This window comes from Chitinophaga sp. 01L420, from assembly GCF_056399985.1.
The window spans coordinates 32,551-49,004 of sequence record NZ_JBFTSK010000015.1 but is presented as its reverse complement, the minus strand read 5'-3'; the positions used below and the strand labels follow the sequence as shown (position 1 = coordinate 49,004).

The window sequence follows — 16,454 nt, the reverse complement described above, 5'->3', positions numbered from 1 at the left end:
GGGACCAGCCCCGGGCGAAAGGAAGGGTTAGGATCAGTAGGTAGCATTAGCGATGGCGCGCACGTCTATGTTATATTTTGTTTTGTAATAATTTACCAGGATGTCGAACTTCTGCTTAATCAACGGATAGGCCAGATAAGGTTGCATCTGCGCATCCGTTCTGGTAAGCACATTCAGGATAAAGGAACTGATATCATTTGATTTGGCACTGGGCCAGTTATAGGTACCGAAATACCATTCAGATGCAGAAGTAGCCGTGTAAGAACCCGGTAAAAAACCCCTGGTCCTGAAAGCCGCCTGGTTCATAGGGTTGGTGGCGTTTACAGGCGGAGTAGGTGCCGCTGCTGCATAATCACTGATCGTATAAAACGCTGCAGGCACCTGAAGGATGCTGTTAGCGAGATAATAATTCCAGATAGGCACTATCAGCAGGTTCCTTTTATCTACCTTTTGTGCAGATGTCATAGCGCCGAGACTACTATTCAGCCCTGCGAAAGTGATGGACTTTCCCACTACTTTATAATCAAAGTAGAGGTATTCCCGGCCTGGAGGAAATCCGACTCTGTATTGTTTAATGGTATCTGCCATCAGCACGCGATAGGGAATACCCTGGCTTTTCTTAAAATCTTCCGGCAGAAATTTCAACCAGATATCATTCAGGAAAGTCAGCATATCACCTGCATAAGCCGGATTACCCAATACCACGGTATCGATCTTGGAAGAACCGCCACCAGTGGACTGTACCCATTCAAAATCCTTCTGCGTAAAATTATAGAGGAAGTAAGAACCGTACGTATTGTACAATTGCTGGATTTTATCATTTGCTTCTTTAGGAGCATTTCCCTGCGGCAAAACATAATCAGGTCCGACTGACACCGGAGGTCCGATGGCAACGTCCTTTTTGCAAGAGAATAACAATATGCTGGAAATGCAGCCGATAATAAATAGATGCTTCATTGTATTGTTGTATTGCTTGTTAAACAATTATTGCCCGTTCCTGTCGGCCATGGTGCCGGAAGGATTCTGTTTCAACGCAGGATTTCTCATCAACAAACTGGAAGGAAAAGGCAGTGTATACATCGGGTCTTTTTCTTTCAGTGTGTAATGCAGTATCGCTTCTCCCAATTCCGCCTGATAACGGTGAGTGATGGAAGGCATGCCATAACGGCGCAGATCAAACCAGCGGAATCCCTCCATACAGAATTCCTTGCGGCGTTCGTCCCGCACGGCTTTCAGCAATATCGCCTTATCACTGATATTTTCATCCGTATATCCGATGATGCGCTTGTGGCGCAGATCATTCAGGTCTTTCAGCCCCTCAGATAATTTTCCGAGTTGTGCGCTTGCTTCCGCCCTGTTTAAGACTGCTTCTCCGCTACGAAGACATTGCTCCAGTTCCTGGTCCACATTCGTGTACTTGGTTACGATCTGTGTACCACCGTTTGACGCTGTGAAACCATATTTGAGGCGTACATCATTGGCATCATATATAGACCGGAGTTCAGGAGAGGGGCTATAGGCAGTCTGATCGCCCGCCTGTGCTCTGCCGCCAAACATCCATTCTACTTCAGGATTGGAATACGTGATCCAGTAACCGGTGCTGATGCCTGTCAGGTTCGTTACCACTCCTCCCTGCTCAAACACCTTATTAGCTTCAGCTACACAGTCTTCCCATTTTTCCATATAGAGGTATACCCTGGATAAAAGAATATGGATAGCCGGTTGATTGATATGAAAGTCCTTACGGGCAATGGGCAGCGGATCCATCAGCGCGGCGGCGTCTTTCAGATCGGCGACCACCTGTGCATATACCTCCGCTACAGTCGATTGCGCCATGTATTCGGCCGTTACACCTGAATTCAGTTTTAATGGTACAGACAGCGATGCAGGATTGCTGTTGTATGGTTCTCCGTAAAGATTTACCAACCGGAAATAATACATGGCCCGTACAGCCAGTGCCTCGGCTTTTACCCTGTCTTTATCAACCTGGCTGCCAATAGCAGTGTTGATATTATCCAGCACGGCGTTACACCCCTTAATCAGCTCATAGTAGCGGTAATAGGCGGTAGTAGAAGGATCTGTATTGATAACATTGCCTAAACCATTCATGTCACCCAGTTTAGGTTGCCAGGTATAAAAGAGATAATTCTCTTTGGCCGCATTGGATCCCACCACAGTAGTGCCATCTCCCCATTCAATGAACAGGTCTACATCATCATCCATAAAGTAAACGAAGTTAGACGGATCCTCATCTTTCATATAACCCGATCCTATCAATAGCTCCCGGAAGTCAGTGGCTGTTTTTGGAATCACATCACTCTGGGACTTTTCCTCCAGGAATTTTTTGCAGCCGCTGAGTGTCAGCAGGCTGGTGATAAAAAAAACAGTTAATAATTTATATTTCATGCGTTTCAATATTAGAAGGTCATATTAAAAGATAATGACGTTACCCTGCGGGCAGGCCATCCTGCCGTTTCCGGATCATAACCCCTCCATGCATCGTCAAAAGTTACCAGGAACGGATTGGTCAGGCTAAACGATGTACTTAAACGTTTGATGTGTACTTTTTTCAGCAGGTCCTGCGAAAATTCATAACCTATTGACAATTGACGGCAACGTATAAAATCAGCATTGGCCACCATATAATCAGATTGATTATACAGTTGATAAGGTGTCTGCGTGTAGTTAGTCATTACTGGTAATGGAATCTCTATCCTGCGGGGATTTCCCGGAGGAATAGCCGGCACGTTGGTATGTAGTTCATCACCTGGTTGTTTCCAGCGGTCAAGTAGTATCCTTGGTACATTTTGCTCCGGTGTAGGTGCACCATTGGCATTATAGAACGGAGGCAGACGTTTCTGATTGCCGAATGCCATCGCAAACTGTGTACTCAATGAAATATTTTTATACCTCAACATCGTACTAAATCCTCCCGAAAAATCAGGATCCAGCTTACCTGATTTTACCAGGTAGTCCAGGTCATTCGAAGTGGGTTTGATATCCATTTTGTTGAAAGTAGGAATACCCGTCTTTCCATTTAAGCCAGCATAAGAATAAGAGTAAAAGGTAGAATAGGCTTCTCCGTTCACAATAGCGTTTCCACTCAGATAATCTTCCCTGGTATTGATCCGTTGGTTTTGCGCCAGCTTATTGCGCGCAAGACCTGTATTCACGGAAAACTGCCACAGGAAGTCTTTGGTACGTACGGGAATTACACTGATAATCAGGTCATAGCCGGTGTTATCCATCCGGGAACCAAATACCGTAGCAGAATTCATCCCGTTTTCAACAGGCACATCCCGCGATGCCAGGATATTACTGGTTTTCTTGTACCAGTTGGCAGTAGCATTCAGGCGACCTCTCAACAACGATATATCCACGCCAAGATTCCATGTTTTTGTTTTTTCCCAACCCAGGTCCGGATAAGGAAGCGATTTGATATTGAGTGTATATTGCTTGAATATGGTGCTAAGCCCTCCATCTGTGGCAATGAGATAAGGAGATACTGCTTCCACTGCATTCCCCTGGTAACCATAAGTTGCCGACAGGTCTAGTCCGTTCAGCCACCGCAGGGAACGCAGGAACTTTTCATTGGCAACACGCCATTTTCCACCCACAGACCAGGTTGGCTGGAACCTTTTGTTTTTGTCCTGCCCGAAACGGTTGGATGCATCCAGTCTTGCATTGAAGTTGAATATATAACGCTGATCAAAACCATATACGGCAGACACATATTCGCTGAGGTAATTGCTTTCCTGGTTCACAATCTTTGAATTCAAACGCATGGCTTCATAGAGGCTGGAACCACTGGCACCAAGAAACACAGGCGCCAACGGCAGCGGAGCGTAGCTTTCACCACGGTAACGCAGGTAGCCATAGCGTGTATCCATATTACTCTGGAGCAATCCGGAACGTGCTTCTATTCCCCCTTGCAGAGTCATGGTGTGCAGCTGACCAAATAACCGGTCATATACCAGGCTGTTTCTCCAGGTATATCCTTTGTTGGTAGCATTCTGCATTTGTACCAATCCTCCAAAAGGCAGGCGACTGGCCAATTCCTGTGGTGAGTTGGATAGTACGCTGCCAAACTCATATCCTCTTGTTTGCGTGATATAGAAAGATAATTCTGTAGCGTAAGATTTTATGTTGGTAGTAGCAACATTGTATGCCAGCAAGCCCTGATACTGGAGACCTTTTGCTAATTGCAGGTTCACGTCAACAGTGGATGACAGGGTAGTGTTGGTATTTTTATTCCCTGTATTATTAATTTCATTCTGAATGTTATACAAATAACCAGGAGCACCAGGAATAACGGTACTGGGTTCGCCTCTTTTTTCATGATAAAAGAGTGTACCATCATCGTTATACATGGGAATCGTTCTGGCAGTATTATACGCATAGGTAAACGGATCTACACCATAGGCATAACCGTTTGTTTCCCGCATACTCCCATTCAGCATCAGGTTTACCGTCAATGCCTTTCCAAAGCGGAGGGTGGTATTAGACGCGGCTGAAAAAGTCTTCAGGTCATTTCCTTTACCTTCTCCATTCTGCTGTTGCATACTGAAGGAGGTTCTGTTAGTAATCTTTTCACTACCACCAGAAATGCTCACGCTATGGTTCTGACTGAACGAATTGCGGAAAAGCAGGGCAAACCAGTCTGTATTCTGGTTTTCCATCTTCCTGTATTTCTCTAAATAGGTAGCGTAATCGATCTCTTTTTTCTGCAATTGCTGTATTAATCCACCATATCCAATAGGCAATATCTCAGAAGTATAACTGTCGCGTCCTTCATATACTTCTTTAGAGAACTGCATCAGTTGCTGTGAGTTCATCAGATCGTACTGACTGTAAGACGGTCTTTGACCAATAGAAAGGTTGTTGCTGTAGGACACCGCTAACTGTCCGGGGCGGCCTTTTTTCGTGGTGAGTACARTCACGCCGTTTGCCGCCTGTGAACCATAAATAGCAGTGGCAGAAGCATCTTTTAATACGGTAATGGTTTCAATATCATTGGGGTTCAGCCAGGAAATCGCATTAGAAGCGATCAGGCGTAATTCACCCATATCTGTGGCCAGCGATCCGCTACCTTCCGGAAGTGGTAAAGGATCACGCTGAATGACCCCATCTACTACCCATACCGGCTCCTGGTTACCAAGAATGGTAGAAGTACCCCGGATGCGGATTTTTGGAGTAGAGCCTACCTGACCTGATTGCGTCATCACAGACATGCCGGGTACCACCCCCTGTAACATCTGGTCAATACTGGTTTCACCCGCTATTTTAATATCATCGGCCCTTACAGCGTAAACGGCGCCTACATAATTTCCTTTATTTACATTCCGATATCCGGTCACCACCACATCGCTCATTTCGAAATCTTTCCGGTTCAGCGTGATATTCATGGTGATGTTGTTACCATCGGTCACCAGCAGGGATTTGGACTGGTCCTTATTCAAGGTATAAGCAGTATAGCTTTGGGCCGTTTGGCGGATACCAATTTCCAGGGTTTCATAACCCAGCATGGAAATCTGGATCACCGTGTTTTCCGGTAGCTGACGAAAATAAAATGTTCCGTCAGTGGAGGTAACGGTGCCGGTAACAGTATTTTTAATCCGCACAGAAACGCCCGGCAGTAGTTCTCCGGTGGCCGACCGGATCACGCCCGAAATAGAGGTGGGTGGTGCCGGGATGTCCAGGAAGTTAATGGCAGGCTTACGCGACAACACAATGGTTTTATCCTTAATCAGGTAAGTGACCGGCAGATCTTTCAATATAATATCCAGCACCTCTTTCAGCGGCATATCCCTGGCAGACAGGGAAACGCTGCGGGTATCACTAATGGTGTTGATATTGCTGAAAACAACATACCCGGTTTGCAGTTTAATTTCGGTAAATACTTTTTTAATAGGTATAGATTTACCCGATAGCGTAACGGTTTGTGCATGACCTGAGGCGCTTGCCTGCAGGATGGCGGCTGTTAATAAAATGACAGTAAGTCTCATAGCCAGGAAGATTTTGGTTAGGCCCTTGAATTTTCCCCTACGGTCGGGGGGCCAATAGCATTTTTTTTGCATAGATTGCATGAGATTTGGTTGTTAATAAATGAGAAACGAAGAAACCGTTTAGAACCGACCAGATTCATTCACCGTCATGGCTGCAATCCATGACGGTTTTTTAATGGTTGGTTATTGATATATATAGTTATTCCCTGACTGGTTTATCCAGCCCTCCTTAATGCATTCGGTGAAGAATATTATTGGCTACTTATTATTTAATACAATCAGTGTACGTCCTTCTACTCTAAAGTCTACTTCCGTTTTCCTTAATATTTCCAGCAGGTCCGCCAATGGGATTTGTCTGCTCATTTCTCCCTTATATTTTTTATCCGGTATACCATTCTCATATACCACATCTATATTATACCAGCGTTCCAGCTGTCGCATAACCTCCCCCAGGTCTGCGTTTTCGAAATTAAATAAGTTATTTTTCCAGGCCATTATTTTTTCAAGATCCGGATTATTTACCACCGTAATTTTTTCTTCCGGCATAGGCAGGCCTGTTGCCTGGCCGATGCTGGCTTGTTGACCAGGTTCCAGTATAACACTGTTAGCATGACTAACCGCTACTCTCACGCTTCCATCTAGGAGCGTGGTGCGAATTGACTTTTCGTTTTCGTAGGCATTTACATTAAACAATGTGCCCAGTACTTCGATGGTTCCTTTATTGTTGATGTTGACGAGGAAAGGTTTGTTGGCATCCTTCGCTACTTCAAAGTATACTTCTCCCGTTACCTCCACCCTTCTCTCCTGTGCTGTAAAGGCAGTAGGATAGCGGATAGAGCTGGCGGCATTTAACCACACTTTGGTGCCATCCGGTAAGGTCACCTGGAACTGTCGTCCCTTTGGCGTGGTCATTTTGTTGTATTCGGTGCTGGTTGCACTTTYACCGGCAGCATCATATATCAGTTTCCCGTTAGACATTACTACGGAAGCGCCGCTTTGATGAGTGACTACCCCATTGCCCATACTGTCGAGCGATACCTGCCGGCCATCTGCCAGTGTAAGAATCGCCCCTTCTTTTCCCGGCGCAATAGCTGCCAGGTTGGACGCATGTAAAGTGGTGGGGGCTGTTGTATGATTGACCAAAAACCAGGTAGTTCCGCCTAATAACAGTGCCACAGCAGCAGCTGCCCAACCCCATTTGCGTAAGGAATGAATATGGAAGATGGAAGACCGGGGAGGCGTTGCAAAGGCAGGAATCTGCGCACCAATTTTCCGGGCAATCCGGTCTCCGTCATAAGCATAGAAGCGTTGAAGATGAGTCATCAACTGTTCTCCATCACTGAGCTCCGCAAAAAGATGGCGGTTATTATCGGATGCGTTGATCCATTCGTCTAATACGATTTGCTCATTGGCATCGAGACTACCATCCAGGTATTTGCCAATTAAAATGGCGATGTAATGATTCTTTTCTTCCATACTACACTACTAAAACAACTAACGCTTCATTTTATACCGGTCTTCTGAAAAAAAAATTACTGTTGCAGTAATATTAGTGCAGAAAGCAGCATGGGCAAGGAAATCAATTCATTCTTCAATAAACTGTTACGTAGCAATGCCACCCCTTTCGCCTTTTGATTTAAAACGGTTTGGTAGGCCATATTCAGCTCGGCGGCAATTTCAGCCGCGCTTTTGCCATCTATAATGGCCATGCGGACTACTAACCTGCATTGTGGGGGTAACTTTTCAATTTCCGAAAAAATGATCTGCATCACTTCCGTCCTGATGTAAGCATTTTCTACATCTATTGCCAGTTTATCCGCAGATCTTTCCAGCAGGTGATGAATATCATGATGCCGCTTTTCCGACTTAATATAGTTAAGTGCAGCATTTTTGGCAGCGGTGAAAAGAAAGGACTTCAGGTGACTGAGGGAAGGAAAATCTTCTTTYTTTTGATAAGCACTGATAAAGCAATCGGATACGATATCTTCCGCTGCCATGGTATTGGCAATGATTTGTTCCGTAAAAAAACAGAGCGGCCGCTGATATATAGCATATACCTGGTGCAGCGCTTTATGATCCCCTTGCTGAAAAGAATTGATCAGCTCCATTTCCCCTTTTGCTCCGTTGATTGACAATAGCTAGTTTTAAATTTCAGATGTTTCAGTTGAAAGCACAAACTATAGCAAAAAATTAAGAGATTATAGTGTGGAGTTTAAATTACTATTGTTTAATTATTTATACATTGTAATTGGTAGATATCTAAATACCGAACTTAAAGATGAAAAAGAAGATACTATTTCCATCCAAAGAACTACAGGAATTTAATAAGAAGGAAAGAAATTCCCTTGCGCAAAAAAACGGAATACCCAGTCGCTAAACTGTGTATTCCGTTCTTATACCAATCCTTTCCTGAAAGTTTCTTTCTGTCCGTTACTACACGCTCGTCATTAACCCAAACAGCTGCTGATAAAGTCTGTATATAAAATTCAGTTTCTCTTCAACACCGATCCTATCATCAGTTCCAGCGTCCGTTCATTACTTCCATCTATCCGGAAATCTGTAAACACCAACTGGCCTTTTTGATCGATCAGGAAATTAGTAGGCTCTCCACGTACTTTATATACCTTGGCCGCCCATTCATCGGTAGCGCGTAGCGGAGTAAAAGAATAACCCGTTCCTTTCATAAATGGTAATACATATTCGTCCTGGTCGGGAGAAACATTAATCCCTACATAAGCTACTTCCTGCCCTTTAAATTTGTCCATCACACTTTGAAAATGTGGAAACTCGCCGCGGCAGGGGCCACAACCTGGAAACCAGAAGGTGAGCAATACCACCTTCCCCTTATAATCTTCCAGGGAAGCAGTTCCTGAGGAGGTATACAGCCCGAGATTGAAAGGAGGAGCAGGTTTCACCGTTTGCTGCCGTATCTGCCAGATATCGTTTTCCATCTGTTGGGGATTCTTTCCCTGCGCTTTTCCGTACACTTCCAGTTCCTTCCAGATATCATCTGTTGGGTCCTTCGCATAAATCGCGGCAAGTCCATTGTAAGCTTCGTTGGTATTACCTACTCCATGCGTGGCCCTGGCTTTCAGCAAGGCGATGAAAGAATTCAGTCTTGTGTAACGCGGCAGCTTTATGCTTGCCAGCAGATCAGCAGCTTCCTGGAATTTCCGCTGCTGCAGATAGGTATTCACTGTAATGATCTTTCCTGCCAGCGTATCTTTGGCGCCCCAGCCTTCCTGGCCCTTCAGGGAGGAAGCCAGTGCTGCGGCTTTTTCAGGAGCTGTTTTCAGGTAAATACTAAACAGATCATCCATTCCGCCAGACGACCAGCTGAATTTCGCAGGCGGATACAAAGCACGCAACTGCTCATATACTTTTACTTTTTCTGTGGTGTCGTTGCTCCTGGCACCCAGCCAATATAAGCCCTGAGCGCCGCGTTCACTTTGCGGGAACTTTTTGGCCAGATCATACAACATGGCCCGCCACTTTTTGCCATCAACATGCTCAAAATCCATGGCATAATAAAACGCATAGCCGGGATCTGAGGGATCTGCTGCTGATGCTTTACCCATATATTCCCTTGCGCCATTCTGATCACCCCAGCGGTCTGCATCAATAGACAGGTCTCTCCAGGCCTGGGCCAGTTTGGGATCCAGGTTCACTGCCTTTAGCAGATACGGTTTTGCTTTAGGACTTTCTGCATCAGCAAAGGCCTCCCCTATGGCAAAAGGTATGGTAGCTGATTTTGGGAATTGTTTTGCCCACTGCGCATACTGTCCTTTCAGTAATGATATCACCGAATCTCCGTTGCGGAAAGATGCGTTGGGAATACTTTTACGGAATGCCTTAATGTAATCGTGATGCGCCCCAAGGCTATCCGGATACTTTGTTATCACAGCTTTTAACTCATTGATATCTGTCGTACTTTGTTGTGCTACAACAGGTATGGCCGGGAGCCCTGCAAGCAGCAAGGCAATACCGGTATTCATTATTTTTTTACAAATCATATAGAAGCGTTTTTAGTATTTGTTCTGTTCAATTAAACCATTACTGGAAATAATTTCTGTGCGGGGAAGCGGTGCGGCAAAACGTCTTCCGTTTTTAGGCAGCGTATATAACCGGGTGGGCTCTCCCACTGATACCTGTGCATTATTGTAAGGATAAAAAGTTCTGCTCAGTACTACATCATCGTTGGGATCATCATTGTTATTAAATCGCCTGATGTCAAACCAACGTTGTGTGAAAGGCATTTCACGCCTGCGTTCTTCCAGGATCAATTTTATGGCAGCATCTTTACCGGCAGCAACAAGATCTACCCATGGACCGGGTTTCATGCGTTTCGCACGCAGGGTATTCACAGCAGTCACGGCTTCACTGATGCTTCCGGTTCGTGCCAGGCATTCTGCTTTGATCAGCAACATTTCTGCAACGGTAGGACCAGAAGGGATTCTGTCTTTAAAAAAGAAAACGTATCCCGGGTAACTGTATGCAGGCTTGATTAAGCCACGGTCGTAAGAATAATTTTCAACGATATGATATTCATAACGCAGGTCATGATCATGATCGTACAGGTCCAGCAATGCCTTGCTGGGTATATACCACCACGACTCATGATTCAGCATCCTGAAATACAGGAATTCTTTCCAGCCTATCATGTCTGTCATATCAGACTGGTTGTTGTGCGTATATGGGTATTTAATGGTCACTGTTTGCGCATTAGGGGTACCCGCATTGATCGTTATATTACCATCAATCCCATACTTCATTTCCGTGTTATAGTCCACCAGGCGGCTGTATTCTGCTAATGCTGCATTCGCATATTTCAGTGCTTCCGCATAATTATTCCGGTTTAAGTAATAACGTGCGGCGAAGCCATTCACTCCGGCCTTGCTGGCCCGCCAGTGACGGGGTATGCCACCTTGCACCAGGGAAACAGGCGTTTTCATTGCTTCTGCCAGGTCTGATTCAATCAGTTCATATACTTTCCCCAATGGCTGGCGCACCACCGGTTCCTCAAAACCGGTACCTAACTTTATAGGTAAGCCGGTTTCCTGCTTGTTGGCATCTGTATAAGGCACACAATAAGTGTTGGCAAGCACCCAATAGCTGTATGCCCTTATGAAATGCGCATCCGCTTTTATAATTGCTTTCTCTTCATCAGTACCGCTTACTTTGTCCGCATAGGAAAGGGCCATATTAGCGTTAAAGATCTTCTTGTATTCACCACTCCAGAATGATTCCCTGCCATCGTCCGGTAGATTATTAATATCCCAGAGTGTAAACTCCACCTGTGCCATGGAAAATGTGGAAGGACGCGCATTATATAAATCCAGCGGAAGGTCTGCATCATCAGTACTATAAATAGCAGTCCTGTTTCCTTCCTGGTAAAAGGTGCCATAATTATTCAACAGGGCATTTAACTGGGCGGTGGTGGTAACTACCAGCGAGGATGTTTTATTGGGTGGCTCATTCAGATATTTATCACAGGAAGCAAATAAAGTAAGCATGGCCATACCCGGCAACAAGCGGTATATTGTATTGATAAACATAATGGCAGATTTAGAGCGTTAATTTAAGTCCGAACGTAAACTTGGGCTGGGGTTTCATTGTTCCCAGCGGGTACTCCGGATCTTCCCCGGAATGGTTGGCCAGAATCGTAAAAAGATCATTACCCTGTGCATATAACTGCAGTCCTGCAATGTGCATAGCTGATGCCACCCTGTTTTTCAGGTGGTACGTAATATTCACTTCCTGCATACGGATATGCGAGGCGTTTTCTGCGAGGTAACTCATGTAAGGATAAAACCGGTCCCAGAAATAAAATTTAGGCTCATCATCATTCATGGGCAGTGGTACTATCTTCATCGGATCTCCCTTCATCACTTCTCCCAGTTTATTATTCGGCAATACCCTGGAACCCCATAGCACCGGGTAGTTGAACGACATACGGTTAAACACGTGACCGAATTTACCGGTAATGATAAACGATACATCAAAGTCGTACAGCTTGAACGAGTTCACCATGCCCAGCGTATAAGGCGCTACAAGTGTTCCCATATCCTGCATATAATCCCGGCCATCTCCCGGCGTCCATCCTGTAAAATTATAATTGTCCTTCCCTGCACCTTTTACATAAGGTTGTTTGTCATACACTCCTGCATATTGAAAACTCCAGAGCGTATTGGCATCCTTACCCTCCACATAGGCGCCGCTTCCGCCGGAATACAGCGTAGATGCAGCATAATTGGCAACAAACAGTTTTGTGATCTTATTTCTGTTATAGGCAAAGTTTACATCTCCCCTCCATACAATATCATTGCGTTTGATACGTATGGTGGTACCTGCAGTAATTTCTATTCCACGATTACTCATCTCTGCATTGTTTAATTTCTGGGAAGTGGTACCGTTTACGGCGGGGATGGACAATACGGCAATAAGATCTCTTCCCCTTTTATTGTAAACATCTACTTTACCCCGAAGCTTGTCGCGGAAAAGCGCATAGTCTACCCCTAAGTTCCAGGTGCCTGTTTTTTCCCAGCGCAGCGTAGGATTACCATAGCTGGAAACAGATGCTTTAAAGTCCTGTGTATAAATATCCGGCGTCGCCGTGGTGGAAATCAACGGACGGAAGGCGGTGGACTTATCCACGTTGCCGTTAAATCCATAAGTCAATCGCACATTCAACCAATCGATCCAGGAAATACGCGATATAAAACGTTCCTTTTGTAATTGCCACGCCAAACCGGCCGACCAGAAAGGTGCATAACGATACTGCGGATCATCCGTGATCAGGTTGGAAGCATCTGTACGATAGCTGCCGGACACGGTGTATTTATTCCTGAAAGTATAGGCGCCATTGGCAAAGAAAGAAAAGTATCTTTCTGTTGCATAAGAGAACGTATTGGTATAAGAGAATGTCTGGTTATTGCCAAGCCAGTTCTTAATCGGAGAAAAAGTGCCTCCGGGTCCATTGGGAAATGTGCCCAGCGTCAGTGTCTGATCATTATAACCATAGGTAACAGGATTACCGAAAGTCTGCGTAACGAAGTTGTTGATTTCAGACCCGGCAATCACATTTACTTCATGTTGTTTTCCGAACCTGCGGTTGAAGTTAACCTGGTTGCGGAAATTATATGACTCCGCCTTACTCCTGCTCTGCGTAAGGATGCTGCCCTTGGGAAGATTCAGGGTGATAGCACCGGTTGACTGATTCCAGCTGGCAGCAGTATTCACCCTGCTTCTTACATAAAAGGTCTGATCATTATAGAGTCCGCGGTTAAAGGTATTAAACAGCTCATACTGGATCTTGCTGTCGAACGAAAGACCCTTCATTAATCTGAACGTCAGTCCGGCCTGTATGCGGGCATTTAACTGTTTGGTAGTAATATCCCGGTTGGCTACCTCCTGGATGGGATTGTAGGTCCAGTCAGCATAAGGAAATTTATTCATTGGCACAGACCGGGTTAATATAGGCCAATAATACTGGCTGATATTGGTATAGGAGCCATCTGTATTCAGCAGCATATCGTAGGGCGACAAACCCTGTATGTCGCTAAGTGACACTCCATTGCTGCGCGCATCATTGTATTGGACCATAGCCGTGGCATTAAAGTCCAGCCATTTAAATACATTGGCACTGGTGCGGTAATTAAACAGGTAGTTATTTCCGCTGGTTCCTTTGAAATTCGACTGCTTTTTCCCGAACAACAAAGACAATACATTGCTCATCCGTTGCGAGCCACCGTAAAGGGTGAGGTTGTACTGCTGATCCAACGGGTTAGCCAACAGGTTTTTTGAAATCTGAGAACGGTTATCCTGTGTTTTTAATTTCTCCAATACCGCATCGCGGTCGGCATTTGACAGGTATCCAAGATAATTTTCACTCAGGGCTACTGTTGCCTGCGACCACTGCTTCCCGTAGTTGGAAGTCAGATCACCGGAATTTACCTGGGCTCCCCACCTGTTAAATGTCAGTTTCTCATAATCCACTGTTTCGGCAGACGATGCAAGCGGATTTACATAGTCCAGGTTAAATTTACTACCCACGCGGGTAAACGCGGAGACCTCTACCCGGAGCGGAACGCCACGTGCAGATTTTTTGGTGGTAACAACAATGACCCCGTTGGCTGACCGCGCCCCCCAAATAGATGCGGCAGCCGCATCTTTCAGGATAGTAATACTTTCTATATCATTGGGGTTGAGTGTATTGAAGTCGCCCTGTACCGGAAAACCATCTACCACAACAAGGGGAGTTGCAGTTGCATATAAACTGGTTTTCCCCCTGATCTCAAAAGTAGGATTACCGTCAACATCCAGCTTGGCCTGCATACCGGCAGTAGTGCCAATAAGACGCTGGGCAATGTTAACAGCCGGTTTGTCGAGTTGCGATTTACTGATCACATCAAACGAACCAGTAGCGCGCTCCTTCGATATGGTTTGGTAACCGGTAGACAATACCGCTACCGCATCGAGCAGGTTGGTTTTTGTTTTTAATACGATGGTGAGAAAATTTCGCCCATCTGCTTTTACTCTCATTGTTTCATAACCTACACTGCCGATGGTCAATGTTGCGTTCTCCGCTACGCCTACCAATGTAAACTCCCCGTTCTCGTTAGTGATAGTACCCATGACTCTTCCTTCTACGCGTACGCTGACGCCGGGCAGCGCTTTATCGTTTTCATCTGTTATGCGGCCACGAATGGTATTAGCGGCCAGCACCTGCAGCGGAAGAGACGGAAAAATACCATTTGGCATACGCTTGATAATAATAAGATGATCTTCTATGCTGTACGTATAAGGCGTCCCCTTAAAACACGCATCCAGCGCCTCTCTCATGGTAATGTTCTTCAGCCTCAGATGCCGTACTGTATTATTCTCCAGTAAAGTATTATCGGCGATAAAGGAGTAACCTGTCTGGTTTTTTATTTCACCCAGAACATATTTTATAGTCAGGTTTTCCTGTTTGATAGTAATGTACTGAGAGTAAGTTTTAGCGCTCAGATGCAGTGCGATGATGAGTAATAATATGGTCAGTCGCATGATCTTCCAGATTAAAAGAGACAATAATTCGCCCCTGCCCACAGGGGCATTCCCATTAACAATAAGTTTCATAATTTTGGTTTGTTCGGCTGTTACTTTAAAACGAGGTCCTTTAAGCAGATTTGGTTGATAAGGTAGCCTGAATATTACACCGGGGGTGAGTCGTAATCACTTCCGGTTTTTTCTTTTCAGGCATACCGGTGGCCTAACAACTATCCTGTTGTCATATGAATGAATTTTTGGTTGATGAATAAATTTTTACTTAGCTGAAACGATCAATGTCCGGCCTTCCAGGCGTGCGTTAACGCCATAAACAGTTAATGCTTTTAATACATCAGATAAATATACATTCCGGTCTATCGTACCGATAAAGCCGGTTTCCGGCAATGTTCCCTCGACTTTTATTTCTACATTATACCATCGTGCAATTTTTCTCAGCAGCGCCTGCAGATTGTTGCTTTCCAGGGAAAGCTGCCCGTTTACCCATGCCATCGCATCAGCTGCATTTTCTATTTTACTTACCGTCACCGACTCCTCCCCTGCGCTGGCCTGCGCCTGCTCTCCCGGCTTCATGAGCGTTCCGTTAACCCGTATCAATCCCTCTATCAGGGTTGTTTTCATTACTGGTTCATCGGCATAGGCATTGACGTTAAAAGCCGTACCAATATCTTCAATCACATGTTTGCCTACACGCACTTTAAAGGGTTGCGCTTCGTTATGTACTACCTCAAAATATACTTCCCCCGTAATATCCACGATGCGTTCCTTACCGTTAAAAGTCAACGGGTATCGGATAGAGCTGGCTGCATTCAACCATACCCCGCTTCCATCCGGCAACACCATTCTCCATTGTTTGCCTTTATCGGTAGTAATTTCATTATACAATACCTCCTTGGTACCGCCCTGGTATTTTATCATCCCATTCTCCTTCACCACTTTCACTTGTCCCTGTATGGCCACTGTACCATTACCGGCGCTGTCCAGCACCACACTGCTCCCATCTGAAAGATGCAACACTGCACCGTTATTTCCGGGCGCAATGTCTTTAGCTGCCAATGCAGGGGAGCCGACCCTTGTGGCACGTTGCAGCCACCAATACATGCCACTACTACCCAGCAGCAGTATAACGGCAGCAGCGGCTACCCACGCCCGTAAAGGGCGCCGGAAGGGTACTTCCTTCGTTTTTATATCGGGCTGCCGGATGCTCTCCAGCAACTTCGCTTTCATTTCCTCTTGCAGCTCCCTGCTTTCTCCGGCGTTGTCTGCCTCCTTGTTCAGGTCATCCAGGCTGTCCATATAGCTTTCAATAAAGCATACTTCAGCCGGAGACGCCTGTCCCGCCTCATATTTCCTGAGTATAGATCGCAAATGTTTCTGGTGCCAGTCAGAAAGCTGCATAAATAG

General features: G+C 45.4%; 9 protein-coding genes. All 9 read right to left on the bottom strand.

Annotated features, from left to right (window positions below; genetic code table 11):
• Positions 1 to 33: 33 nt before the first annotated feature.
• Positions 34 to 957 carry a hypothetical protein gene (locus AC1DP6_RS16330; protein ID WP_477055780.1) on the bottom strand — a complete coding sequence of 308 codons (924 nt, stop codon included), beginning with the start codon at positions 955 to 957 and terminating at the stop codon, positions 34 to 36.
• Between the two features lie 27 nt (positions 958 to 984).
• A complete protein-coding gene (locus AC1DP6_RS16325) occupies positions 985 to 2,406 on the bottom strand; it encodes a RagB/SusD family nutrient uptake outer membrane protein (RefSeq protein WP_477055779.1) in 1,422 nt (473 codons plus the stop codon).
• A gap of 11 nt (positions 2,407 to 2,417) precedes the next feature.
• Complete coding sequence (locus AC1DP6_RS16320; RefSeq protein ID WP_477055778.1) at positions 2,418 to 6,005, bottom strand: SusC/RagA family TonB-linked outer membrane protein; 3,588 nt, start codon at positions 6,003 to 6,005, stop codon at positions 2,418 to 2,420.
• A 258-nt stretch (positions 6,006 to 6,263) separates the two neighbouring features.
• Complete coding sequence (locus AC1DP6_RS16315; protein WP_477055777.1) at positions 6,264 to 7,481, bottom strand: FecR family protein; 1,218 nt, start codon at positions 7,479 to 7,481, stop codon at positions 6,264 to 6,266.
• Between the two features lie 56 nt (positions 7,482 to 7,537).
• Entirely contained in the window at positions 7,538 to 8,140 is a 603-nt protein-coding gene (locus tag AC1DP6_RS16310; protein ID WP_477055776.1) for an RNA polymerase sigma factor, read from the bottom strand.
• Between the two features lie 351 nt (positions 8,141 to 8,491).
• Complete coding sequence (locus tag AC1DP6_RS16305; protein ID WP_477055775.1) at positions 8,492 to 10,018, bottom strand: redoxin domain-containing protein; 1,527 nt, start codon at positions 10,016 to 10,018, stop codon at positions 8,492 to 8,494.
• Between the two features lie 12 nt (positions 10,019 to 10,030).
• Positions 10,031 to 11,560 (bottom strand): RagB/SusD family nutrient uptake outer membrane protein, encoded by a 1,530-nt coding sequence (locus AC1DP6_RS16300; RefSeq protein ID WP_477055774.1) that lies wholly within the window; start codon positions 11,558 to 11,560, stop codon positions 10,031 to 10,033.
• Positions 11,561 to 11,570: 10 nt separating this feature from the next.
• Positions 11,571 to 15,122, bottom strand: coding sequence for a SusC/RagA family TonB-linked outer membrane protein (locus AC1DP6_RS16295; protein WP_477055773.1), 3,552 nt, complete (start codon positions 15,120 to 15,122; stop codon positions 11,571 to 11,573).
• 186 nt (positions 15,123 to 15,308) lie between these two features.
• Entirely contained in the window at positions 15,309 to 16,448 is a 1,140-nt protein-coding gene (locus AC1DP6_RS16290; RefSeq protein ID WP_477055772.1) for a FecR family protein, read from the bottom strand.
• Positions 16,449 to 16,454 lie beyond the last annotated feature (6 nt).